The organism is Enterococcus sp. (genome assembly GCF_032555305.1).
Taxonomy (GTDB): domain Bacteria; phylum Bacillota; class Bacilli; order Lactobacillales; family Enterococcaceae; genus Enterococcus_A.
Genome location: NZ_JAWGOQ010000002.1, coordinates 91,192 through 115,529, shown reverse-complemented (window position 1 = coordinate 115,529; position 24,338 = coordinate 91,192). Strand labels below are relative to the sequence as shown.

The window sequence follows — 24,338 nt, the reverse complement described above, 5'->3', positions numbered from 1 at the left end:
TTTACTTCATCGTGAAGAATTCCGCAATTGGACCAAGAGCAAGAGCTGGTAAAAAGCTCAATGATCCAATTACCAGAATCACAATAATCAACATCGATATAAACGTTGGACTAACAGTAGACAACGTTCCAGAACTTAGCGCGGCTTTCTTTTTGCTGCCCATATTTTCCGCCAAAAACAAGATGGCAATGATCGGCAGATATCTGGAAATGATCATTAACAGACTACCTAAAATATTCAAGAAAGTCGTATCTGCTAAAAGTCCGCCAAAGGCACTCCCGTTATTATTCGCTAACGACGTCGCACCATAAAGCAGCTCACTGAATGCATGAGGACCGCGATTCGCCAACCAAGTCATTATCTCTGGGTGCAAAACCAATGCCATCGCTCCAAACAACGTCAGCATTAATGGTGTTAATATAACTAGACTTGCCATTTTGATATCGAAAGCTTCTATTTTTTTTCCTAGATACTCTGGGGTTCGTCCTACTAAAAGTCCGGCGATGAAAACTGCCAACAAAAGAAAGGCTAACATGCCGTACAGTCCGCTACCGACACCTCCAAAGATGATTTCCCCTAACTGCATCAGAAACATTGGGATCGCACCGCCTAGTGGTGTAAAGCTATCCAGCATCGCATTTACTGATCCATTAGACGCAGCTGTCGTTCCAACTGACCATAAACTAGACCAGCCAACACCGAAACGAACTTCTTTTCCTTCCATGTTGCTTGAACCAATAACGCGAGCAAATTCAGGGCCGTAATATTCACTGAAAGCAACACCGATAAACGCTAAAAACAAAAAGAAAAGTGAAACAATCATGATTGTTCGTCCTTGCTTTAAATCTTTGATCCAAAATCCAAAAGCAAAGATCAAAGCGACTGGAATCAACAAAATCGCGATATTTTCTAAAAAGTTCGAAAAAATTGTCGGATTCTCAAATGGATGGGCTGAGTTCGCCCCGAAGAAGCCGCCGCCATTGGTTCCAAGTTGTTTAATCGCCACTTGACTGGCAACCGGTCCTAAATAAAGCCACAAGCTTTTCCCTTCCAATCCTTCGTAGGTAATGCCTGATTTAAAGGATTGCACTGTACCCTGTGAGATTAATAAAACAGCGAAAATGATAGATAACGGTAAAAGAATATAAACCAGACTGCGGGTTAAATCCTGCCAGAAATTTCCTAGGGTTTTCTTTTTCACTTGCGAAAGTCCGCGAAGCAAGGCAACCAAGACTGAAAGCCCAACTCCTGCTGATTAAAATAGCCGGCAGATACTTGATGCTTATCTGCAATTGTAAGAATTTTCTCAATTTCTGAGTGAGTAAATCTGGCATCTTGAATCGTCTTTCCAGCAAAACGGACATAGCAGCCGTTTGATAAAATAAAATGCTCTACCTGCAATTGTTTTAGTAAATCCTTCACCTCATAAAAGCTTCGACCGGTTGCAATAATCGGCAATACATCTTGCTTTCTTAGCTCATCAAACGCTTGGATCGTTTCTTGCTCTACCTGCAAACTGCCACCAGCACACAATGTTCCGTCTAAATCAAAAAAAGCTAGCTTTTCCACAATTGACATCCTCTCTAAAATGAATTGATTTATTTTTGATACACCGTTGATCTATCGGACACAAAAAAGCCGAGAGAAAAGTCAGTGCATCACAAATACACTGAACCTTTCCCCTCGGATCTTTTATATCAATAGGTGCCTTTTACATCTAGTAAAAGATGAAGCCCTCGGTCACAGTCCTCACTTGAGCGGAACCCTAGCTCCAGTTTTCCAGTTCACGGTAAATCATACCATGTCTTGAAAGTATGACGCAATAGGATTTATCAAATCAATTCAAAGTGTTTCAATCCTTCCAGCACGCCATGTTCTGTTTTTGCTACATAGTCCGCTTGATACTTCAGCTGTTCTGTCGCATCGCACATGGCGATTCCATGATTAACTACTTTGAACATTGATACATCATTGTTATTGTCACCAAACGCATAGGTCTCGACTTCTGATTCGGCAAATCGATCCATTACTTTTTGAATCGCATTTCCTTTAGAAATATTTTTAGGCGAGATCGTCAGGGCTAAAGGAGAAAAACGCATTCGGTCAACCAACTGTTCAAGGTTGCGATCGATTTTTGCTTCGACTTTTTCATCCATATATAAATTCATATAATTGACTGGTCTCGTATGATAAAAATCAGGCGCAACAGTTACTCCTGTGATCGCCATGTGTCCAACATGTTCTTTAACAATCTCGGAAAGCTTTGTCACCGCGTATCCTTGCTGATTAAAGTAGCCTGCGGGTAACTCATGGCGATCTGCGAGTCTTAAAATTGACTCGATCTCGCTATTTGAAAATGTTTCATTTAAGATGGTTTCTCCAGCAAAATGGGCATAGCAGCCGCCTGCCAAAATAAACGTTTCGATCTTTAATTGATGAAACAGCTCTTTCACTTCATATAAACTTCGTCCTGACGCTATCACTGGATGAACATCATTTTTCCGCAACTGATCAAAAGCCTCGACTAACCCCTCACCCAATATCAAACTGTTGCCTTGACACAATGTCCCATCCAAATCAAAAAAGGCCATCTTTTTCATCAACTCATCCTTTCAGTCCGTTCTGTACTCTGCCCTCAGCATACAGCGCTTTCATTCGAGAAGCAACGAAAAAAAAGACTTAAACAGCAGATGATCTACTGTTTAAGTCTTTAAGATTATCCTTTTCTTCTTCTGAAATAGATCGTTCCAACGATGATAATAATCACTCCACCAGCTATCAATAACCATGAGTGGCGGGTATCATTTGTTTTCGGATAACTTCCTGTTGTTGTTCCCGAAATACGATTTGAGCCGCTTGGTTTATCTGGTGACTCTGAAGAATTTGGTGTCTTTGAGCTTTCCTTATTCACAAATTCTCCGGCATCAACCGTTGCTGGTTTATTTTCTTTAGCTGAACTAATCGTGAAAGTTCGTTTCTCTTTGCTGATTGAGTAGCCAGTCGGAGCTTCTATTTCCATAAAGTAATACTCGCCGGGAGATAGATTATTCACTGAAACATGTCCTTCTCTATCAGAAGTATATTCACCAACTTGCTTGCCGTTGGCGTGATACAATTCAAAGATTGCACCTGATAAGGTTTTGCCTTGTTCGGAGAACTTTTTCAGCTGAACAGAACCTTGATAGTTGATAAAGTCGGATAGAGACATCGTTTCTGGCTTGCCGGCTGCTTCATCCGCAACTTTGAATGGGACTTCAGATTTATTTAATAAGTACCCTTCTGGTGCTTTCGTTTCAATTAACTTGTAATCCCCTGGTACTAAACCAGTCGCGAATAGTTTTCCCTCTTTGTTAGAGGTTAGTGTCTTCGTTTCTTTTCCATCGGCATCAAGAACCGTTTGCACCTTACCCTCTTTATCATGAATTTCAAATTCCGCACCTTTCAGTGCTTTGCCTTTGTCGTTTTTCTTCAGCAACGAAATAGAGCCTTGATAGTTAATAAAGTTTCCTAATTCGATTGGTTTAGGTTTCCCTGTTTGTTTCGTAATCTCAAATGGATGCGGTGTGGTATCGCGAATATAGCCATCTGGAGCTTTTGTTTCGATCAAAACAAATTTTTTGTGTTCTGCGTCCTTTAGATCAATACCCTTGAAGTAGATTTCACCATCTTTGTCAGTTATGATCGTGTCTGTTGAATTCCCATCACGATCAATGACATTCACTGGATTACCTGTTGGCCGATTAGTGTCATCTGCTTCGAAAACTTGATATTCTGCACCTGCCAATGGTGTTTTGTCTTTAGCAAGCTTATGACCGATGACCTCGACTTGATAATTATCAAAATCTAAATTATCAATAGTTGGATTTTGCTCATCGTTTTCTTGAACAACGAAATAGATCGGCTGGTCATTGATAATGTAACCTGGTGCCGCTTTGGTTTCCACTAATTTATAGCTGCCTGCTCCTAAACCAGAAATATCTAATATACCATCTTCAGGAGCTACAATAGTTCTAATTGGATTCTGTTCACCATTGACGATATGATACAGTTCAAATGTCGCTCCAGCAATCGAGCCGCCATCGCCGACTTTCGTTATTTGAGCTTTACCGCGGAAGTTTTGGAAATCTCCGAGTTCTTGAATTCCGGGATCACCATCTGCTCTATCTGGAATCTCTACTTTGATCAATGCTGGATTAATAACGTAATCAGGCCCTTCATTTACCGTCGGTGCTTTGGTTTCTTTATAATAGTAGGTTCCCGGTTTTAAGTCTTTGAAAATAACTTTTCCATCTTTTCCACTCTCTACTTTTTGAACGACCTCTTTTTTATCTTCTTTATAAAGTGTAAATTCTGCACCTTCTAAGCCTTCACCATCGGTATTACGTTTAATAATTTGGAATGCACCTTTGTAATTGATGAAATCAGATAATTTAATGACAGGTAGTTTTCCATTGTGCGAGACATCCACTGTAAAGGTAATTTCCTTCGTATTAATCAGAAAACCATCAGGAGCCTTTGTTTCTTTTAATGTATATTTTCCAGGTGCTAAATGATCAATTCGAACTTTTCCATCTTTATCAGAGGTGATCGGCGTGTCGTTTACCTTTTTATTATCCTTATAAAGATCAAATTCCGCTCCTGCTAAGGATTCTCCTGACTTATCCTTCTTTACAAATTCGGCCGAGCCTTGATAATTTGCTAATTCAAGTGGTGAACCGTCTGGCTGAGTCGTCACGGTTTCAGGTTTGTCATGAGATGTTTCATCAATCGTAAATGGAATCTCCTTACTATTGATGATGAAATCGTCCGGTGCTTTTGTTTCAACAAATTTGTAATCACCAGGTGCCAATCCAGTCACTGTAACTTTACCGTCAGCCTGTGATACTAACGGCTGCTCGTTTACTTTCTTGCCATTTTTATCTATAACATCAAATTTTGCACCCGCTAAAGGATTGCCTTCGCTGTCTTTTTTGATTAACTCCGCAGAATCTTGATAGTTCTTGTAATTCAAATTGATTGTCGGTATTTGATGATGACTGTTTCGATAAACAACAAACGTAACTGGATCATTATTCAAGATGTACCCAGTCGGTGCCTCAATTTCAGTAATCCGATATAAACCTAAAGGTAAACTGTTAATTTCTAAAATTCCTTCGCTGTTTAGGCGATCCGGTTTTAATTCTACAGGTTCCCATAATGAATGATTAGGCATCAAATTACTGAAATGCTCTAGCTTAAAACGTGCTCCTTCTTTTACATCACCGCCAAATTTGATCGGGTTTCCCTCTTCATCCGTTTTTTGCAAAATGACTTTATTTCGCTCATTTTCAATGACCATGGGTGCCGCATTTTCAGTTGAAGTGCGATCATCGATCGTAATCCGTCGTCCATCGGTCAAATCATCCGCAATAGTGAAACCTTTCGGAGCTTTCGTCTCAATCAGTAAATACTCGCCATAAGGCAGATTTCCAAAAATAATTTGTCCATTTTCATCACTTTCAGCTTCACGCAATAGCTGGGTTTTTGAAGTGTTCCACAGTTCAAATTTTGCTCCGACTAATGGTGTTTTTCCATCAGCCTCTGTTTTTTGAATGACAAGCTTGCCTTTTTTCCCAGTTGCCGAACCACCGCTATGATTCAACTCGACAGTAACGTCTTCACCATCGCCACCAGAAATGGTCTGCTCATTGTCCCCTGTTACCGTGATTTTATTTGATACGGTATCTTTACTGCCACTAGAGGATGAGGTGATATAGCTTCGATATTCCAATTGATAAGGTTTGTCGATCTTTTTGTTCAGTTTAATCAACATGATTTGCTTTCCAGTCACATTGTCCGTTTGTGTTTCAACGGTGTAATCCTTGTTTAACTTCAACGGTTTATCATAATTCGGTGTAATTGTTCCGTCTTCAGCAACAGTTGTTTCGTATAAATGGATCGAATCCTGATCAATTACCTGATTTTCAGAAGGTTCATCTTTGATGACAACATGCTCCAGGGTTGATTGAGAGGGATTAATAACTGCGTGCCAATTAACATAATCGGGATCTTCACTATCCTGCTCTCCAGTTTTTTGTACATACTTTCCGCCATTCTTCACATCTACTTCGCCAATAACATCCCGATCATCATCATTATTTTCATAATGAGCAACATTTGTATATTGGTTTGACCCTTCGATAATTTTCCCGTCTACTGACGTTTCAAATTCTATTAAATAAGTTTCATCTGATCCTTCAGGAAAATCAATTTGCAGTAATTGAGCATTGGAATCACTAGGTTCAACAATATTTTTCATTTCGTTGTTTACTACTGTTTCAGGTTGCTTCTTTGTGACAGTTCCATCTTTTTTTACTTCTGCTTTATAAATCTTCAGTGAATCAGCAACATAGTCTTGGTTTTCTTTTATTTTATCCTCTAATTGGGCATGAACTAGAATATTACGACTAAGGTTTACTGCGATGGTCCAAGTGATCCGTTTGGTTTGAGCATTATAAACGCCACTTTTCTGGGCATTTAATTGGAATGGGTCATGGGGTTTAAAATTTTTATCATCGCTTGATGTTTGTTTATCACCATGTTCGTCTTCCCAATCTGCCTGCATCGTATTTTTAAAGTGGTCTAGATCAGGATTGTTTGGATCCAATAATGACACATCAAAATAGGTGTGATAATTGATCTCTAATTCCGAATCTGTCGGATTGTAATCGCCTTTAAACACCACTTTGAACCCAATTTCATTTTTTCCCGTACTATCGTTGATCAATTCAAGATCATAATCCTCACCAGGAGTCAGTACCTGATTCTTCGTCACATCACGAATCTCAAAATCTGGCTTCAAGTCGTCCTTGATCGCCATCATTAATCCTGGAATGGGCGAATAGGTATCCGTTAATACGAGGTTTTCCATATGGTAATGATTTTTATTGACATTTATTTTCCAGCCGACCTTTTTATTTGTATAATCGACATCCGCGATATTTTTGATCACGTTTTGCTGTTGAGCGGTTCCTTTGTCGCCGGCTGTTTGTCCGGTCCCTGTTGTCACACTGTTGTCTACTTGCGTTGGATCAGTGACGATACCATTGACCTTAGTTTTATACTCAACGCGAATGGCCCCGTCTACGTCATTTAAAAATTTAATGACAAAGCCCTCGCCATCAGGGTTAGGTTCTAATACATAATCCTTCCCTTCCACCAACGCTTCACCCTTAATCTCTTTTCCCTTACTATCAAAAGTAATGGGATAAAGCTTTACTGAATCCTCCACAAGATCCATATTTTTACTAATAGTATCAGTAATAACTGCATGGTCTTTGGAAATTTTCTTTTCATTGTAGTTATATTTAATTGCCCAATCAAATTCTTGTTTGTTGGGATCGTAATTTACCATGTTTTTCTCGACAGGCTTTCCATAAGAGTTCGTCACTGTCGCTTTTGCATCGATTCCATCATCATCATTTTTATCCGTCAACTTAGCCACGTTCGTAAAGCTGACTTTGCCGCCATCTTCTGGCTTTACTGAGTCATTAATGCTTGTTTGATAAACTAAGCGATACGCTTTATTGGTTTCACCTAATATCGTGACATTTCCATTTTGATCTACAGTATATTCATTTGGATTAAGTTCACGACTAACTTCTTTTATTGTTCCATCGAGATTCATTTCCAATTCCATTACCTTAACGGATTTAAAATCAATTCCTTGAGGCCAAGTTTCTGTAATAGTTGGATCCTCGAGATGATTCATGGATTGATTAAAATCTATTGTCCATTCCACACTGCTGGGATTGGGCGTCCGGTCAAAGTGTCCTTGCTTATCGATTGATTGATCTGTATTTGGTCGGATCTCAATATTGACGGGGGGCAGATCATCCTCTACAGGATAATGAATGGTGATATCACCAGGACCATCTATATGTTCTTTTTTGAATACTGTGTCAAAGAAAAAACTACCAGTAATATCACTTTGATTTTTTACTTCTTCCGTAAATTCAAATCGAATGTTTCCATTTTCATCGATAGTATATTTTGCATAGACCTCTCCAGCTTCATTTTTCAATTCACCGGTTTGTGCCTGCTTTGGCTTAAGCTCATCTGGCAATTTAAAATCAAAGTAATCGCCCGGCTCAATCTGCTTGCGCACGTCCTCAGGAATACTCCAAGTATAAAATGCACGCACCGTCATATCCACTGTAATGGGTGGTGTAACAACATTACCTTCTTCATCTAAATAAACTAAATTAGAACTTGTTAAAATCGTTCCTTCACCATTCGGAAAATAGTCTCTGATATCTGTCGGACCGTCTGCACGCAGGTCGTTCTCTTCAACTGAGGTTTCTAGTTTGGCTTCAGTTGTAGAATCCGTGGTTTGTTGGTTTTCTTTCGAAGAGCTAGTTTCTGTGATCTCTGTTTTACTGTCACTTTCTACATCATTCGAAGTTTCTGTTGACTCCGAAGTATCAGAGCTTGCTGGCTTTTCAAATGTATAAGTCAGTTTCTGTTGTTCATAACTGATCTCCAATGTAGAAAGCTCCTTCGTGTCCTGCAATGTTAGATGAATCGTTCCTGATCCTGTATTAGTACTAGGAATACGAAGCACCTGACTATTTTCTACATTTAATGGCGTTGATTTTCCATCCTGTTCTAGACTAGCTTGCTGAACCACAGGCTGAGAGAATTGAATACTCTGTTCCTCTTGGCTTTCTGCTGTCGTAATTTGAATGTCTAACTGATCATCGCCCTGCCCCTTTGAGATGGACTCAAGTTTGACTATCGGCGATTCTTGACCTTCAGCAAATACAGTTAGCGGGGTCAAAGAATTGATTAAAACCACTAACGTCATAAACCCATATACCAACTGGTCAATTATTTTCTTTTGTTTCATTTATGCTCCTCTTCCTTCCATTTTCAAGCTGTCATTTTATTTATAACAGATTCTTTTTCTGGAAATTTTCAAAAAAGGAGCCTTCATAGAACACTTTTTGAAAGCCTAGAATTTCTGTTTATCTTTTGAGATTTGCTCCAAGGTTTGATTCAATCGATTCAAATCATTCAATGTTAAAGTTCTACCGATAACTACCACTTGTGCTTCAGGATACGCTTGATTCATATCCTTGAAAGCTCCTGTCGTTAATAAAATATCAACTTTCGTATTTTCAGCAGTAAAGATATCTGTAAACGATACATTATATAAAAAGCTGAAATAACCATGAAGCTGCCTGATAAAGTTTTTCGTCATTAAGCTAGGCATATCACTTTCAACTAAAACGGTAATGGGAACTTCATATTTACATGGTTCTTCAAGATACAACACATTTTTTAGATAAGGAATCATTAAGAAATCCTCTTCTAGATAAATTGGATTCTTCGATTCCTGATACAGCGCTCTAATAAATGCACGCATTTTTTCTACTAGTTTGGGATAACGCTCAATAAAAATAGATTTATACGTATTTCCTGTCATATCTGTATTAAAGCCTTTAAAATATTGAGCAAAAAAATGACCGCTCAAGATGTAGTTGCGAAAACGCCAGAACTCGTCCTTTTAATAGGAAAGAACTCGTCTTCAAAACGTCGAACCATTAAATCTGTCGCAGAAAAAATTTGTGTATGACGCTGTTCCTGTTGCTGATACAATGCATCAATCAATGATTCTTTAAAGACATCAATGGTTTTCGACATGGAAATCCAAACCAAGAAAAAGAAAGGAATCTCGGCTTGACGTGTATTAATTGTTCCTTGAGACTTACAGAGGATCTCTTCAAATGTAGGATATAAGTTATTTGCGGTGATTTGATTTTCTAATGTTTCAGGCATTTGAAGAATGTTGCCTTTTCTTGTACGAATAATAGCCTCTGCGAAAATGTACGCTAACTGCTTTTTATAGGCATATGGGATGTTGGGATAAACTGTAAACGCACTATCTAGCATATCTTCGACATAACGATCAATTAGCTGCTCATCTACATGATCAAACGGCCAACTGCTGCCTCGGTAAATACTCCAGAAAAAAATAACCATGACCATCCGTATTTGATACTCTTCTCCTATTAAACGAAAATTGTCGCGACCAATTTCAATCTTATAACGAGACAATAGTCGACGGACCTTTGTCAAATCCCTTCGAACCGTTGATTCGCTTTTATAATGAGTCTGTGCGTAGTGACGAACACTTTTAAACTCGTCTAGAAACAGTGTTTTTAGGAGAACAACAGTTGAGCAATCGCGGACAATTTCTGTCACCAAATGATATACATCCGCATCTAAATCAATCATCAGACGTACACCTTTGCCCTTTGACACTTCAAGAGTAAATTTTTCGGAGTGGAGTTTATGAACCTTTTCGGATAAACTATTTATCACACTTAAGGTGGTGCGCTTACTTAAGTCTAACTTCTCACTTAACCATTCCCGTGTTACCCAGTACCCATTCTTTTTATTTAGCAGTAAGACCATTCGTCGTTGGTGAAAGGTTTCTCGATCAAAGAGCTCTTCAAAGAAATCTTTTTGTGTAGTTGTCATCATTTCTACCTCTTTTAAAGAATCATTCATTGTACTATCATTTCATTCATCTCTTCTAGAATAGTAAAGAAATGAGAAAAAAGGTATCAAGACGCTCATTATCTGCAAAAAAAATCACGGCACTAACCGTGATTTTTCCGTTTAAGGCATGTTCATCCATACCGGCTCAAATTGATTTCCATCTATATCGGTTACTTCTAGGCTGAACATTTGATCTTCTGGAACATTCATATCAACTGAGAAATAATCTCCACCATTGGCTTTCGCTGCTTCCGCGATTTTCTTTACCACATCGGGGCTTTCAACAGAAAAAGCTGTTAACGTACCGCTTTCTCTTTGAGTATCTGCAATTTTTTTATTTTTCAAGAACAGATTATAAAAATCATATTCTAGCAGCATAATCCAAAATGTATCGTCCCACACCATCGAGCTTGTCTGCTCGTTAGAAAATTCTTCGTTCTTCTTAAATCCTAGCTTTTCATAAAATTCGGTCGAAGCCTGCACATCTTTCACTGGGTAATTTGTAAACACCATTGCCACCATCTTGTCCACTCCTTTAAATTTTCGTTTATTATGCAAGAATATCGGAGCGAAAGCAAAGAAAGCGCTTGTAAATAATGTAACGAAGGAATTTTATGAAAAAATAAAAGAATCATCATGATTCTCTTGATTGACCATAATTCCTTGAAGCATTTCTTCGTACATTCGCTGCATGGATGGCTGTTTCAAAATGCGGAAGATCGAGATCGACTGCTCACAGTTTTGTTTTCCTGCTACTATTGAACCTGAGCTGATTTTTAGCCAGCCTTGATAAAACAGCAATTTCGTACTATTTAATAAATCCCCTTGATCATGAAGCAACTTCTCCGTTTCTTCCAATACTTCTTTCGCCCAAATCAGTTTTCTAAAATTGATAAAAGTCGCACAGGTGCCAAACAGCAGTTCAAATTTCATTCGCTGCATCAACTGAACACCCGCTTCTTTTTCTGTTCGCGAAACCGCTGTACCTAAAAGCTGATGCACAGTCTCAACTGGAAAACTGAACTGGAAAAAGCGAAAGAGCAGGACTTCAAAAACGCCCCAATTTTCAACATTATAGAGATATTTTACAACAGGCTCAGACCTCCGCTGAAGGTCAGCAAAAAAATGATCAATACTTATTTGCTTTCCTTGATCGCGGTCATCATTAAGTTGATAGCTCATACTCAATAATTGACATAATAATCTTAGATATTTCGCACTCCGTGTTTCTCCTTTGATTTCTTCACTCAACTCAACCATCTGCTTGATTGCATCTTGAAAATTACGCGATTCATTCACTTCATCATTGCATTTAAAAATCTGATTTAAATAGAAGGTAAATTTTCCGGTCATAAAAAATGGTCGATCGGAAAGATAGTAATAAAGATTAGCTCCTGGGTTCTGAACACGCACATAAAGAAATTCTTCCATTGAAACATTGATCCGCTCAAGCAGATGCTCCAAGCGATAGAAACTAATATTCGAATCGCCTTTTTCAAACTTGCTGATAAAGGACAGACTATTGATCTCGTCCGCGACAGCATGCAAACTCAACCCACGATCCTTACGCAATTGTCGAAATGTTTCTCCATCCATCACTTATTCACTCCTTGTCAAGTTCCACTATAGTAGAATTATCCATTAACTCCAGTGTAAGTTATCTATACTAAATGAACAAGGACTAGTTAAAGGAGGATTTTTTATGAGAAGCGCAACGATTGAAGATTTACCTAAGATTGTAGACATTATATATGAACGATTTTCAGGTCTGGAGCATTTTAATTTTTTGACCGACCACATGAGTGATGCCGAAGATCTCCTGAAAAAGTTTATTGAGTTTGAAATCGCACTATTTTTAAAATATGGAGAGGTTCAATTATATGGCGAGCCAATCACCGGAATCGTCAGCAGCATTCCATCAAAAGAATTCACCTTATTCCGCCAATTAATCTCTTCTTTTCCATCTAGAAAAATATTGAAGGCACTACCGAAAGACGATCGCAAACGGTTACTAGAGAAAAACAAACAGGTAGCAGAGATCCATCATTCAATTCCCTGGCATAAAAAGTACTCAAAAAACAGCTATTATATTGCTCAAATTGCTGTGGCTAAAGAAGCAAAAGGAACGGGTGTCATGCGTAAATTGATTGCTCCAATCTTGGCAGATTGTCAGAAGAAGAAGATGGATGTTGTATTGGAGACAATGACTGAAGCGAATATTCCAATCTACGAACATTTCGGTTTTGAATTGGCTGAAGTTCACCAAAGCCAAAATGTCCCTTACAGTGAATATTGCTTCATCAAACGAGCGGAATGAATTATAAAAAGGAGTATTGCACCATGATTATCATGTGCGATACTCCTTTTCACTTAATTCAAATATTTAGCCAGTAATGGACAGTTAATTCCTACTTCTTCGCCAGCCTTCAGCATCGTCTGGACTTTTTTTCGATACTTCATTGGAGATACGTGATATTTTTCCTTAAATCGTTTCGCAAAATATGCAGAATTATTGAAGCCGCACTGAAAAGCGATAGCAGTAATCGGGCTTTTCGTCTGATACAAACAGATTGCGGCAGACGTCAAACGCAGATCATTTAAATAATGACTAAAGGATAAATCGGCTACTTGAAAGACTTTTTGCAGCGTTCGAATCGATGTTTGGCAATGAGCGGCGGTTTGTTTGATCGTCAGATTAGAATCCCGCAGGTTTTTACGCATAAAATCGGTCGCAATCACCAGGAGCTCGTTATAGTTTTTGCTGTCTAAAAAAGGTTCAGTTTCTGTTAACCAATCACAAAAAAGCTTCATAAAATACTTCAGTAATCCACGATTTTCTTCTTCTGAACATAACGGAAATTGTTCGGCTATCTGAAAAATCATCTCCAGCAAAACCCGCCCCATTCCATTTTCAACCGCAAGAACTCGGCTAGTCTTCGAGGAGGCAAGCAGTTTTTCGGTCTGAAAATCCTGCTGAAGAAACAAGTTAATTCCTTCTGTTATTCTTTCTCGTTGATAGTGACTCGTAGCCCGCAAATCAAAGATTCCTATAGTATAATCCTTCAAAATACTGGTTTCTTTACCATCCGTATGTCGTTCAAAACCATTTTTAATAAAACGCAATCCTAAATACCCTTCATGATCCTCACAACAACGAGTAAAAATTCCCTGTGACCGATCAACGATACTGTGGGTCAATACAAGATGATCCAATTGATAGATTCTGGAGACGGACAGGGTTTCTTTGGGACTGTTGATCGTGTATTGAAAGTTTAGCTGAGACAAACCTTTCGAATAATCCTGCGATTTGGAAAATTGAGAACAATGGATACCTCTTTGTGTCATCGACTTTTCCGCTCCCCTCGCGTAATCGTTATATTCCTCGGGCGCTAAAATCATAGTGATCTTCATCAGATATTCTATACTTAAATTATACTATTTGAATACTTTTTCACAACTCAAATTAAATGAAGTCTCCCTATATTCTTTATTCGTATCAGAATGCAAGTCGTGAATGGTTTGCGGCTTAAAAATATAGCTACAAAAAAGAAAAGGAGGAATTGTTGTATGACGTCAAAATTTGAAAGTTTGTTCTCCCCTTTACAGATTGGTTCGGTTGAAATCCCCAATCGGATCGCTATGATGCCGATGGGTGTCTTCTCCCCACGCTTACTGAGTATGGAAACGATCGCTTATACCAAAGAAGGTGCGGATTACTACATCGAAAGAGCCAAAGGCGGCACTGGGTTGATCATTACTGGCTTGATGCCGGTGGTGGACAATATGGGCTTTTGTATTTTGAGTAATCCCGAAGGCTATGTCAAAGATATGAAGTATTTGACGGACGGCGTTCATGAAGCTGGCGGAAAAGTATTTGTACAATTGACTGCTTTGACTGGACGTGCGAATCACGGATTAGTCGGCATCTGCCCTGCACCTGCACCAATCCAAAATGTTTGGGACCCGACCAAAACCGATCGTGGTATGTCAAAAGAAGAGATAAAAACCTACATTGAAAATTTTGCCAAAGGTGCGAAGTTAGTCCAAGATGCTGGTGGTGATGGTGTTGAAATTCATGCGGTCCATGAAGGTTATTTACTAGATCAATTTGCTATCTCCTTCTTTAATCGCCGGACCGACGAATATGGCGGGTCACTAGAAAATCGCCTGCGAATTATTAAAGAAATCGTCGAAGCGATTAAGGAAGCCTGCGGGCAAGATTTCCCAGTATCGATGCGTTACAGTGTGAAAAGCTATGTGAAGGACTTTAACCGCGGTGCAATTCCAGGTGAAGCCTTTGAAGAAAAGGGTCGTGACTATGAAGAGTCCTTTATTGTGGCGAAAAAATTAGAAGAGTTCGGCTACGACATGTTGAACTGCGACAATGGAAGCTATGACTCTTGGTTCTGGGCGCATCCTCCAATGTATATGCCGAAAGCTTGCAACTTGGAAGATGTCATGAAGGTTAAAGAGGTCGTTTCGATCCCTGTTGCTTGTGCCGGCCGATTTGACGATCCGGCATTAGCGGATCAAGTGATCGCTGAAGGAAAACTGGATGTCATGGGAATGGGGCGCCCCCTATTGGCTGATCCGGAAGCGCCAAAGAAATTTTCTGAAGGCCGTTTGGATGACGTACGACCATGTATTTACTGTCACCAAGGCTGTTTAGGTCGGATTTTCCAATTCAAAGACATTTCCTGCGCAGTCAATCCAGCCTGTGGTCGCGAGAAGAGTTACGCCTTGACTCCTGCGGAAACGAAGAAAAGAGTCTTAGTCGTTGGCGGCGGAATCGGCGGAATGGAAGCAGCTCGAGTGGCGGCGATTCGTGGACATGCAGTTGACCTATATGAGAAAACGGATCAATTGGGCGGTGTTTTTGTTGCGGCGGCAACCGCTGATTTCAAAGAGGACGATCGCCACTTGTTGGATTGGTATAAGAAACAAATGGATGACTTGATGGTGGGTGTTCAACTCAATACGGAAATCACTGCTAATCAAACCAAGGATTATGATGAAATATTCGTTGCTACCGGTGCCATTGAACGGCGCTTGGATACACCGGGCTTTGACAGTGAGCATGTGACTTATGCTATTGATGCTCTGCGTCATAAAGAAATTGTTGGTGAAAATGTGGTGATAGTCGGTGGTGGATTGACTGGCTGTGAAATTGCTTATGATTTGGCGAAAAAAGGCAAAAAGGTCACGATCGTTGAAGCCAGCGAAACAATCTTGAATGCCTTTGGACTTTCGGCTGCCAATTACAACATGATGATGGAATTGTTGGATTACTATCAAGTGACGGTTCTGAAAAACTCTGTCGTTGATAAATTTTCCGATGGAACTGCTTATATCACGGAAACCATCAAGAATTATCCGAATGTCGCAAACCGTGCACAGCATATGTTCGCTCTCGGTGTACAAGGAATGCCAAAAGCGCATGAAATTCCAGCCGATGATATTATCGTTTCTGTCGGCTATACCCCTGACGACGATCTATATCAAGCTATCCAAGCTGACAATGTTCATTTGATTGGAGATGCCAAGAAACCGACGAATGTGATGGATGCCATTTGGGAAGCCTATGAAGCGGCAATGAATGTGTAAAGTTTTTCGGAAAATACTTAACGAAAGCAAAGTAAACGAGCCTTTTGCTATCAGTTTAGATAGTGAAAGGCTCGTTTGACTTGCATGGATTATTTAGATGCTAAATTTTCCCCATTGCTCGCGATAACTTTTTTGTACCAATAGAAGCTGTCTTTACGGCTGCGATCAAACGTTCCATTACCTTCATCGTCTTTGTCAACATAAATAAAACCATATCGTTTCGACATTTCACCTGTTCCACCAGAAACCAGATCAATACAGCCCCACGGTGTATAACCAATCAAGTCGACACCATCATCAACCGCTTTGCCCATTTCTTCAATGTGGCGACGGACATAATCAATGCGGTATTCATCATGAATCGAACCATCTGCTTCGACTTTATCGACCGCACCTAATCCATTTTCTACAATCATCAAAGGAATCTCATAGCGATCATACAGTTCGTTTAAGGTGAAGCGCAGACCGACTGGATCAATCTGCCAACCCCATTCGCTAGTTTCTAGATAATTATTTTTCACACCGCCAAAGAGGTTTCCACCAACACGGTCATCGCTTTCTTCGATATTCGCAGTCACGCAACTAGTCATATAATAAGAGAAGGTATAGTAGTCAACCGTTCCTTCTTTCAGGATTTCTTCGTCACCTGTTTCAAACTTCACATCGATGTCGTGCTTCTCGAAGTACCTCTTCATATAGTATGGATATTTTCCTTTAACCTGAACATCCCCACAGAACCAGTTCAATTTTTTTACTAGCTCTTGACTCGCCAACGCATCTTCCGGTTTACAGGTCAGCGGATACATCGTCATATATGCCAGCATACAACCAATCTGGAAATCGGGATTGATCTCATGACCGATTTTCACTGCTTTCGCACTAGCCACAAACATATGATGCAGTGCTTGAAAACGGCGTTCTTCATTGTCTTCTGCATCTAAGATTCCAAGTAAATTTCTACCACCTAATGGTAAGGTACCAAAGTTAATCTCATTGAAGGTCAACCAGTATTTGACTTTGTTTTTGTAGCGTTCAAATAGGGTCGTCGCATAATTGACGAAGAAATCGATCGTTTTACGATTGGCGAAGCCGCCGTAATTTTCTGCGAGTGCATAAGGCAATTCAAAATGGCTGATAGTAACTAACGGTTCGATGCCATACTTTTTACATTCATCAAAAACCTTGTCATAAAACGCTAAGCCTTCTTCATTTGGTTCTGTCTCGTCGCCTTTTGGAAAAATTCGTGACCAAGCAATACTTAGGCGAAAAACTTTGAAGCCCATCTCCGCAAACAACGCAATGTCTTCTTTATAACGATGATAAAAATCGATGCCATCATGATTTGGATAGTAGCCGTCTGGTTCAATCGTTGGCGTCATCACCCGCGGCTTGTGTAATCCTCCTGCCCGCATATGATCGGGGAGGCTTTCACCTTTTCCTCCTACGTCCCAAGCTCCTTCACATTGATTAGCAGCGGTCGCTCCGCCCCATAAAAAATCTTTTGGAAATGTCATTTGTAAATCCTCTTTTCAATATTTTTTTGGCGTGATTACAGCCCAAAAACATCAAAAACCTGTCAACAAATAAAGCGTTCCTCACGCTCGATTTATCAACAGGTTTAGCTTGCTAGTTGCAATCACTATCCATTTGATTCTATTTCTAAAGAAAAGTATAGCACTATGGAATCAAAAAATGCAAACGCTTTTTTACTTTTTGTTATTAAAAAAACGGCTCTGCATTGTATTGACTTTTTGTTTTAGTTCAGAAGCATTGTTCTTGGCTTTTTCCAGGGAAACAATTAGATTGTCACAGGCGGTGAGAATGCTGTCATCTGGATCAGTTGGATTCAATAATGGCTTGATATCCTGCTTTTCCTGATCAATTGCGTTCAACATTCGTAAAATTGCCGCCAAAGAATATTTTGCCGATCTTAATGTACGAATAATTTTCAGCCGCTTGATATCTTCTCCATCATAGACACGATAGTTATTTTTACTTCTTTTAATCGTTAGCAAACCATTTCGCTCCCAATTTCTAAGAGCTTCAGAAGTCACACTTAAGCTTTCTGCCGCCTCACTTCGTGTTAAGCAAGTACCTTCTTCTTCCGTTTTCCCATCTAGAATCTCTTCAACCACATGAATCACATCATTGGCATCAGAAATTTCCTGATCCACTAGGTTGAGATAATGGTCAAGGAGTGCCTGAGCTTCAGTAAAATCATAGCGTGCCACAGCTTTCACCATATCTACCATGGTGATGCGCAAACCTGATTGCAAGACTTCGATCTGAAAAGCGATCTGCGCAATTTTGATTGTCTCGATATGATAGTCAGTAAAGACACGGTACCCATTTTCCGCTCGAGGAGGAATGGGGATCAACTCCCATTCCTCATAACGACGAATCGTATTGGGATGCAGCCCGACAACTTTTGCGACTTCGGAGGTACTGTATGTTTTCATCAATTTTCCTTTCAATCACGAATTAAGAGTGTCAGCTCATGCAATGCTCTGGAACAACTGGTGTAGATCAGTGTGCTCTTTTGAGTCAGCTGGCTAGATCGGATATCAGGTAAGATTACCTGATCAAACTCCAATCCTTTGGCAAACTGCGTAGTTGTCAGAATAACACCTTCCGCAATCTTTTTTGTGTCTTTTCCAAAACGAATCATTTTCTCATCAGGAAAATCCGCTGTGATCTTCGCCGCCTCTTGCCAATTCTGACAAATTATACCACAGGATTTATGTTCACTTTCTTTAAAATCTGTCAATTTTTGCTCAAGCTGCTCTTTACTGTATTTTCGAATTTCAACTTCTTTGCCATGACGCTCTACCGGTTGAATTTCCTCTGCATTGATGAAACGTTTCGCAAAGTCCATAATTTCAAAACTTGAGCGATAGCTGGTGTGAAATTTAAGTAACCGCGAATTTGGCAGTTCAGTCAGAATTTCCGTCAGAAAATTCGAATCCACCGAAAGCAACGATTGATGAATATCCCCGCAAATTGTTTTTTGACAAGGAAACAACCGCTCGATCACCGAAAGCTGCAGCAGCGAATAGTCCTGCATCTCATCAATCACTAAATGCTGGATTTTTTTATTGGGCTTGATTCCTTCGATCATTGATTTGAAAAATAGATAGGGGAATAGATCGGAATAATTAATGGTGTTTCGAATATTCGTATACTCTATTTTATTTTCAGCAAGAAAGCAATAGTAATCCGCTAAACTGCCTGTTATGTTGACTATTTTCTTAAATCGCTGCTTTAGTTGTTTTGAGAATTTTTCACGCCGAACATCAATTACTCGTTTACTTAGCAGGTTGGAGACAGCTTGAATGATTTCAAATAAACTTTTATCTGGCTGTTGGTCAACCAAGCGCTTAATTTCAGCTGACGTGATCAGCTGATCATCGACCAACATTTCTGTTGAGGATAATTTGGCCTTCAATTGCTCAAAATGTCTTTTAAGCAAATCGAAAAATTCTTTTGACTGTTTGTAATTGAAGGTTTCGGCTTGTTTAGATGCTGGATTTTCTAACGCCTCAGTCAAATCGCCGTGACGATCAGTCACCTGATATTTTTCCTCAATAAACAGCGAACCCAGCTTCACGATATCTACTTGTGGCAGCTCATCTTCTCCTAATTCTGGTAAAACCGTTGAGATATAATCAGCGAAGACCTGGTTCGGTGAGATAATCAAAATATCAGAAGCAGATAGCTCCTCCTTTTTCTGGTATAACAAATATGCCATGCGATGCAGTGCTATCGAGGTTTTCCCCGAGCCAGCAATCCCTTGAATCACTAGATTTTTGGTTTTTGTATCTCTAATCGCTGCATTCTGCTCCTTTTGAATCGTGTGGATAATCGTCTTCATTTCGTTAGAAGTACTTTTGCCTAACTCTCGCGCCAGTAGATCATCATTGATTGCGTCATTTGTATCCACCACGAAGTTGATTATTCCATTCTCGATTTCAAATTGCCTTTTCAATTGTAGTTTACCGTGAAATTGTCGATTATGTGATTCATAAAAAGCATCACCAAGAGAAAAATCATAATAAAGCGATGATATCGGAGCTCGCCAGTCATAGATTAATTGCTCTCCGAAATGGTCTGCGAAACCGTATCGGCCAATGTAAAAGTTTTCTGGTTCGTCTTCTTCAGAAAATTGAAAAACGATTTTGCTAAAGTACGGTGTATTCTTTTGATAGTTCAATTTTTTTAGCGTATTCGCCTCCAGTACACTACGGCTGTCAATAAATTTCAAGTTTTGCTGATGATTGTACACTTCATATTTGTCCAATTCATTTTTGTAATCAATCGTATAGTGTTTAAGCTCCTTGTAATTTTCTTCATTGGTGGTTAAGATGTCCTCAACTTCAGCAATTTTTCTAGTCAGCTTACTAGTCACATCTGCTAAATAAATCTCTTCAGTCATTGAATTCATGAAATCCTCCCCTTTCGTCAGCCTTTATCTTAGCAAAAGTACACAGGGTTGGTGTTATAGTGGAGGGTTTAAAAGTATAAAAAAAGCACAAATAAACGAGAAGCATTGATTCCGACTCGTTTATTTGCTATTCATAGTATAATGATATTTTTGCTTGATCGAATACCAATGTTGAATTTACCAATAATCGAACGCCTGTTAATGCTTTTTGTGTTGCTTAAAACGTTCTAAGAGTTTTCGTTTGGTCTTGTTGATTTTTTTCTTTTGTGTCGTCTTTGTTTCCTTTTGTTGAGACGCATCCTTCGGTATATTCTCTGATTTTTCTGGTGATGATCTCTTTGAATCAGCGACCGATTCTTCGAGCTGCTGAATTTCGGATGAATCTGACACCTCTTCGTAGTACAAATCTTCTAAAATAGCATCATCTGGTAATACTTCGACAACCATTTCCTTCAACTCTTCATCAGATACAGAACTTATATCTCGTCCTTTCGGCAGAACGACTTCCATTTGCTTGATTCCGTCTTCGGGTTCTTCAGCAATTTGGATTGTAAAACCATTTTCTTCAGCTGTTTGCAGATTGGACTTGTGATTTTGGACAGATTCCTCCACGACTGCTGTTTTCTCTTCATTAATATCAAAAAGTGTTTTTTCTGTTGTTTCTATAATTTTCGCGCTGACGACTTTTTGGTATAGACGAACGCCATCCTTTTCGAATAAATTCAAAGCAGTTAGTTTTTCTAACGCCGTTCTGATTTCTTCTGCTGATTTATTTGGATCTGGATCCTTAAAGGTCCAGCGATGATTTTTTCCTTTGCTATTTTCGAAAACTGCCACTAACTTTTGCATTATTAATCCTCCTTATCAATCCGTATCTTCGTTTTAGTTTTAAATGTAATGAATCTTCTAAGATTAACTGGTCAAAACTTATCACATTTTTAGGATATGGCTGTCGAGCTAAATCCCTCTTAATTTACAACTAAACTTTAATACATCCGTGAAAACGTTGTCAACACTGTAATTTTATTATGTTCACTAAAAAGCCTGATTCACAAATGAACAATCTTGAGTTGATTAACATCAAAATCGAAACACGAAATCAAATATTTTTTTCACCTTCCGGAATTGAGAAAATAAGAAAATCATTTAATTAAAATTGCGTTATCCACTTTGAGAAAGTTCATTTAGGTATCAAGTCTCCTTTCATTTGTTCCTATTTGTCATTATCATGTAAAATTGTGATCCATTTTAACGTTTAAAGAATTTGTCTACTTGGGATTTCCTCGATAGAATGGCTATAAATAGATGAAAATACGTACAGTTATTGAACCAGATAAACTCATTCATAAATACAGGAGGTTAAAACAATGGAAAGTAGAAATGGTCCAAGCCCAGAAACCTATCTTAATTACGCGACACTTGCCGGCGTATTTCCAACCGTCAAGATGATCCCAGACACCGGATTCATCTATGTTCGTTTGGTCTCAGTAATTCTTGCCATCGCTGGTTGGCAGAAAAAGCAGTTGTTTTCGGATTACCTTACAGAATAAGCCAAGCTGAATTTTTAGCTTGGCTTATTGTCTTTATAATCCTTCTGGGAAGTACAGCTTCAATGATTCTTTAGCCATCATTGCTTCTGTACGATCTGCCGCAGTATTTCTCATTTTCCGCAGCATCTTTGCGGCTCCAGCATTCACTCGATGCTTGTTCTGTTCCATTCCTTTGATCGCAACGTTGATCAAGTCATTAAGATCCATATTACTGAAAGAGTTCGATGCAGTGACATTCTCCAAGTTGGTTTCAGCGACTAGAGGTGGTACTAGTTCCATGACGTGAACGTTGTCCTTATGAGCGTAGGCTAGCTGATCACGCAAGGCGGAGGTAAACATTTGAACCCCTGCTTTTGATGCTGAATAGGTCGGATGTGGTGCTGAGCTGAGATAGGCTAGGCCTGATGAAATATTTACAATCATCGCTTCTTTCTGACGTATCAGCTGCGGTAGAAAAAGTTTATCTACCGTGATCGTTCCCACTAGATTGATATGGATATCTGACAGTAACTCATCTAAATCCAGATCTGGATCCAACAGGTTATGGGGTTTCATAATACCTGCTGAATTGATTATGATATTCAAGTTAGGCAAATTGTTTGGCAGCCATTCCTGTAATACGACCAATGATTGGCGATCGGCTACGTCTCCTTGGAAGGTCAAAATCTCTGGGTGTTCTGCCTGAACAGCAGCTAGACGATCGTTATTACGACCTATTACAACAACTTTATTTCCTCTTTTAGATAATTCTATAGCCAACGCTAAGCCAATACCAGATGTTCCGCCTGTGATTAATACCTCATTATTTGTCAGTTTCATATTTGATTTGCTCCTTCGAGTTACATTTTTCTTTTTTTGTAACAAGGTAATCTTAAAGTTTCTAGTTACATAAGTCAAATATTGTAACTTATATGTTATACTCTCCTTATGAAGACAATTAATCGAACACTCATACTGGAAACCGCCGAACGTTTAATCGAACAACAGGGAATGAGGAAGACCTCTCTCTCGCAAGTAGCGAAGGAACTTGGTGTCAGTCATGCCGCGCTATATAAATATTTCGCAGATAAGGAGGAACTGTGGACTTCATTGGCATTTGGTTGGCTGAACAAAGAACTCGAAGCTGTTTTTCAATTTGATCCGCAGCCTTATGATTCAAAAGTGAAACTATTACATGACTGGCTGTGGACATTGACATCAAGTAAAAAGAACGCATATGATGCCAATCAGAAAATGTTTAAGCTATATACTACCTATATTGATGACAATCCAATAGTTTTAGCTGAGCATCTTCATGAATTGACAGAGAAAATCTCGGAGCTCTTGCAACATCCTGAAAGAACCGATATTAATGCGATATTAGAAGCTTTTGCTGTCTTCTCTGCCCCTTCATTTGCCCATAGCTGGGATTCTCATCTACAGGATCGATTTGAAAATGTTTGGAATCTTCTAGTCCCTGGAATCACAGAAAAGCTAGAAAAATAACGAAAAGATGTTCAAAGGACTCCTCCCTTGAACATCTTTTTTGCTACTCATTCCGTACGATTTTGTAAAATATCGTCGCCATTTCCTCCGCTGATTCTCGTTGACCAGTCAGCGCCCAATATTCAAGCATTTTCCAAAGTCCTGCAGCGTTGAATAGAATTACAATCTTTAACTCTCTTTCTGAGAATGTTTTGCCCAGATCACGGCTTGAATTGAAAAAGTCTTGGTCTGATAGTTTTTCTGAATATTTCTTGATTAGCAGTTCAAACAGATGATTTTTTTCAAGCAGGAGGACAAGAGATAGCTTCTCTTCCCAAAACTTAAAATAGGCACGCGCTTTTTCACGGAGATCACTATAAGAATAATCCCTCAAGGCATCCATAAAATCCAAAAATAAACTATTAAAATACGTATTCAAGACATCCTGCTTTGATGCGAAATTCAAATAGAAAGTCCGTCTAGCAATCTTTGCTCGCTGAGTGATTTCTGTTATCGTGATATCGCTGTACGCTTTTTCCTCCATCAACTCCAATAGAGCATAGACGATATATTCTTGAGAAAGATTTTTGAATCCTCTTTTTTCAGCCTTCATATTATCATTCCTTCACACATTTTCTGTTTTGAGCATCTTTTCCAATATCATTAGTTATTGATTGACCTTTGTAGATAACCTAATTATAATTTCCAACATACAAATACACAAGTGTGCATTT

The 24,338-nt window shown here is 39.2% G+C and carries 18 protein-coding genes and 1 pseudogene; 4 read left to right on the top strand and 15 right to left on the bottom strand.

Annotated features, from left to right (window positions below; translation table 11 throughout):
* Position 1: 1 nt before the first annotated feature.
* From kdpA to E6139_RS02170, 8 genes and pseudogenes are all read right to left on the bottom strand, one after another.
* Positions 2 to 1,255, bottom strand: a pseudogene (kdpA, locus tag E6139_RS02205) (potassium-transporting ATPase subunit KdpA); the annotation flags it as partial.
* Complete coding sequence (locus E6139_RS02200) at positions 1,198 to 1,578, bottom strand: HAD-IIB family hydrolase (RefSeq protein WP_316401410.1); 381 nt, start codon at positions 1,576 to 1,578, stop codon at positions 1,198 to 1,200. The pseudogene kdpA and the gene E6139_RS02200, both read right to left, overlap by 58 nt.
* Before the next feature lie 254 nt (positions 1,579 to 1,832).
* Positions 1,833 to 2,600: an HAD family hydrolase gene (locus E6139_RS02195; RefSeq protein WP_316401409.1), complete on the bottom strand. Its 768-nt coding sequence runs from the start codon at positions 2,598 to 2,600 to the stop codon at positions 1,833 to 1,835.
* Positions 2,601 to 2,716: 116 nt separating this feature from the next.
* Positions 2,717 to 8,887 (bottom strand): SpaA isopeptide-forming pilin-related protein, encoded by a 6,171-nt coding sequence (locus tag E6139_RS02190; RefSeq protein WP_316401408.1) that lies wholly within the window; start codon positions 8,885 to 8,887, stop codon positions 2,717 to 2,719.
* A gap of 105 nt (positions 8,888 to 8,992) precedes the next feature.
* The gene (locus tag E6139_RS02185; protein ID WP_316401407.1) at positions 8,993 to 9,337 is read right to left on the bottom strand and encodes a hypothetical protein; all 345 of its coding nucleotides are present in this window, start codon (positions 9,335 to 9,337) and stop codon (positions 8,993 to 8,995) included.
* 173 nt (positions 9,338 to 9,510) lie between these two features.
* Positions 9,511 to 10,524 carry a helix-turn-helix domain-containing protein gene (locus E6139_RS02180; RefSeq protein WP_316401406.1) on the bottom strand — a complete coding sequence of 338 codons (1,014 nt, stop codon included), beginning with the start codon at positions 10,522 to 10,524 and terminating at the stop codon, positions 9,511 to 9,513.
* 141 nt (positions 10,525 to 10,665) lie between these two features.
* Complete coding sequence (locus E6139_RS02175) at positions 10,666 to 11,067, bottom strand: VOC family protein (protein WP_316401405.1); 402 nt, start codon at positions 11,065 to 11,067, stop codon at positions 10,666 to 10,668.
* Positions 11,068 to 11,157: 90 nt separating this feature from the next.
* On the bottom strand, positions 11,158 to 12,141 hold the full coding sequence (locus E6139_RS02170; RefSeq protein WP_316401404.1) for a helix-turn-helix domain-containing protein: 984 nt from the start codon (positions 12,139 to 12,141) through the stop codon (positions 11,158 to 11,160).
* A gap of 106 nt (positions 12,142 to 12,247) precedes the next feature.
* Between E6139_RS02170 and E6139_RS02165 the strand changes: the two genes are divergently transcribed.
* Positions 12,248 to 12,862 carry a GNAT family N-acetyltransferase gene (locus E6139_RS02165; protein WP_316401403.1) on the top strand — a complete coding sequence of 205 codons (615 nt, stop codon included), beginning with the start codon at positions 12,248 to 12,250 and terminating at the stop codon, positions 12,860 to 12,862.
* A gap of 53 nt (positions 12,863 to 12,915) precedes the next feature.
* Here E6139_RS02165 and E6139_RS02160 read toward each other — a convergent pair whose 3' ends face one another.
* Positions 12,916 to 13,890 (bottom strand): helix-turn-helix transcriptional regulator, encoded by a 975-nt coding sequence (locus tag E6139_RS02160; protein ID WP_316401402.1) that lies wholly within the window; start codon positions 13,888 to 13,890, stop codon positions 12,916 to 12,918.
* Between the two features lie 222 nt (positions 13,891 to 14,112).
* Between E6139_RS02160 and E6139_RS02155 the strand changes: the two genes are divergently transcribed.
* Positions 14,113 to 16,149: an FAD-dependent oxidoreductase gene (locus tag E6139_RS02155; protein WP_316401401.1), complete on the top strand. Its 2,037-nt coding sequence runs from the start codon at positions 14,113 to 14,115 to the stop codon at positions 16,147 to 16,149.
* Between the two features lie 89 nt (positions 16,150 to 16,238).
* Here the strand turns inward: E6139_RS02155 and E6139_RS02150 are convergent, their stop codons facing one another.
* From E6139_RS02150 to E6139_RS02135, 4 genes are all read right to left on the bottom strand, one after another.
* Positions 16,239 to 17,663, bottom strand: coding sequence for a 6-phospho-beta-glucosidase (locus tag E6139_RS02150; protein ID WP_316401400.1), 1,425 nt, complete (start codon positions 17,661 to 17,663; stop codon positions 16,239 to 16,241).
* Positions 17,664 to 17,855: 192 nt separating this feature from the next.
* Entirely contained in the window at positions 17,856 to 18,608 is a 753-nt protein-coding gene (locus E6139_RS02145; RefSeq protein WP_316401399.1) for a MerR family transcriptional regulator, read from the bottom strand.
* Positions 18,609 to 18,619: 11 nt separating this feature from the next.
* A complete protein-coding gene (locus E6139_RS02140; RefSeq protein WP_316401398.1) occupies positions 18,620 to 20,590 on the bottom strand; it encodes a HelD family protein in 1,971 nt (656 codons plus the stop codon).
* A 198-nt stretch (positions 20,591 to 20,788) separates the two neighbouring features.
* Complete coding sequence (locus tag E6139_RS02135; RefSeq protein WP_316401397.1) at positions 20,789 to 21,439, bottom strand: DUF2922 domain-containing protein; 651 nt, start codon at positions 21,437 to 21,439, stop codon at positions 20,789 to 20,791.
* A gap of 518 nt (positions 21,440 to 21,957) precedes the next feature.
* Between E6139_RS02135 and E6139_RS02130 the strand changes: the two genes are divergently transcribed.
* On the top strand, positions 21,958 to 22,140 hold the full coding sequence (locus E6139_RS02130; protein WP_316401396.1) for a hypothetical protein: 183 nt from the start codon (positions 21,958 to 21,960) through the stop codon (positions 22,138 to 22,140).
* Between the two features lie 33 nt (positions 22,141 to 22,173).
* Here E6139_RS02130 and E6139_RS02125 read toward each other — a convergent pair whose 3' ends face one another.
* A complete protein-coding gene (locus E6139_RS02125) occupies positions 22,174 to 22,959 on the bottom strand; it encodes an SDR family oxidoreductase (protein WP_316401395.1) in 786 nt (261 codons plus the stop codon).
* Positions 22,960 to 23,067: 108 nt separating this feature from the next.
* Here E6139_RS02125 and E6139_RS02120 point away from each other — a divergent pair, with 108 nt between their 5' ends.
* The gene (locus tag E6139_RS02120; RefSeq protein ID WP_316401393.1) at positions 23,068 to 23,625 is read left to right on the top strand and encodes a TetR/AcrR family transcriptional regulator; all 558 of its coding nucleotides are present in this window, start codon (positions 23,068 to 23,070) and stop codon (positions 23,623 to 23,625) included.
* A 43-nt stretch (positions 23,626 to 23,668) separates the two neighbouring features.
* Here E6139_RS02120 and E6139_RS02115 read toward each other — a convergent pair whose 3' ends face one another.
* Positions 23,669 to 24,217 (bottom strand): TetR/AcrR family transcriptional regulator, encoded by a 549-nt coding sequence (locus E6139_RS02115; protein WP_316401392.1) that lies wholly within the window; start codon positions 24,215 to 24,217, stop codon positions 23,669 to 23,671.
* Between the last annotated feature and the right edge of the window lie 121 nt (positions 24,218 to 24,338).

Coding starts and splice junctions, on each gene's coding strand:
- E6139_RS02130 (WP_316401396.1), top strand. CDS start 21,958: ATGGAAAGTAGAAATGGTCCAAGCCCAGAAACCTATCTTAATTACGCG.
- E6139_RS02160 (WP_316401402.1), bottom strand. CDS start 13,890: ATGACACAAAGAGGTATCCATTGTTCTCAATTTTCCAAATCGCAGGAT.
- E6139_RS02145 (WP_316401399.1), bottom strand. CDS start 18,608: ATGAAAACATACAGTACCTCCGAAGTCGCAAAAGTTGTCGGGCTGCAT.
- E6139_RS02170 (WP_316401404.1), bottom strand. CDS start 12,141: ATGGATGGAGAAACATTTCGACAATTGCGTAAGGATCGTGGGTTGAGT.
- E6139_RS02150 (WP_316401400.1), bottom strand. CDS start 17,663: ATGACATTTCCAAAAGATTTTTTATGGGGCGGAGCGACCGCTGCTAAT.
- E6139_RS02185 (WP_316401407.1), bottom strand. CDS start 9,337: ATGATTCCTTATCTAAAAAATGTGTTGTATCTTGAAGAACCATGTAAA.
- E6139_RS02155 (WP_316401401.1), top strand. CDS start 14,113: ATGACGTCAAAATTTGAAAGTTTGTTCTCCCCTTTACAGATTGGTTCG.
- E6139_RS02115 (WP_316401392.1), bottom strand. CDS start 24,217: ATGAAGGCTGAAAAAAGAGGATTCAAAAATCTTTCTCAAGAATATATC.
- E6139_RS02135 (WP_316401397.1), bottom strand. CDS start 21,439: ATGCAAAAGTTAGTGGCAGTTTTCGAAAATAGCAAAGGAAAAAATCAT.
- E6139_RS02180 (WP_316401406.1), bottom strand. CDS start 10,524: ATGACAACTACACAAAAAGATTTCTTTGAAGAGCTCTTTGATCGAGAA.
- E6139_RS02175 (WP_316401405.1), bottom strand. CDS start 11,067: ATGGTGGCAATGGTGTTTACAAATTACCCAGTGAAAGATGTGCAGGCT.
- E6139_RS02120 (WP_316401393.1), top strand. CDS start 23,068: ATGAAGACAATTAATCGAACACTCATACTGGAAACCGCCGAACGTTTA.
- E6139_RS02200 (WP_316401410.1), bottom strand. CDS start 1,578: ATGTCAATTGTGGAAAAGCTAGCTTTTTTTGATTTAGACGGAACATTG.
- E6139_RS02195 (WP_316401409.1), bottom strand. CDS start 2,600: ATGAAAAAGATGGCCTTTTTTGATTTGGATGGGACATTGTGTCAAGGC.
- E6139_RS02140 (WP_316401398.1), bottom strand. CDS start 20,590: ATGAATTCAATGACTGAAGAGATTTATTTAGCAGATGTGACTAGTAAG.
- E6139_RS02165 (WP_316401403.1), top strand. CDS start 12,248: ATGAGAAGCGCAACGATTGAAGATTTACCTAAGATTGTAGACATTATA.
- E6139_RS02125 (WP_316401395.1), bottom strand. CDS start 22,959: ATGAAACTGACAAATAATGAGGTATTAATCACAGGCGGAACATCTGGT.
- E6139_RS02190 (WP_316401408.1), bottom strand. CDS start 8,887: ATGAAACAAAAGAAAATAATTGACCAGTTGGTATATGGGTTTATGACG.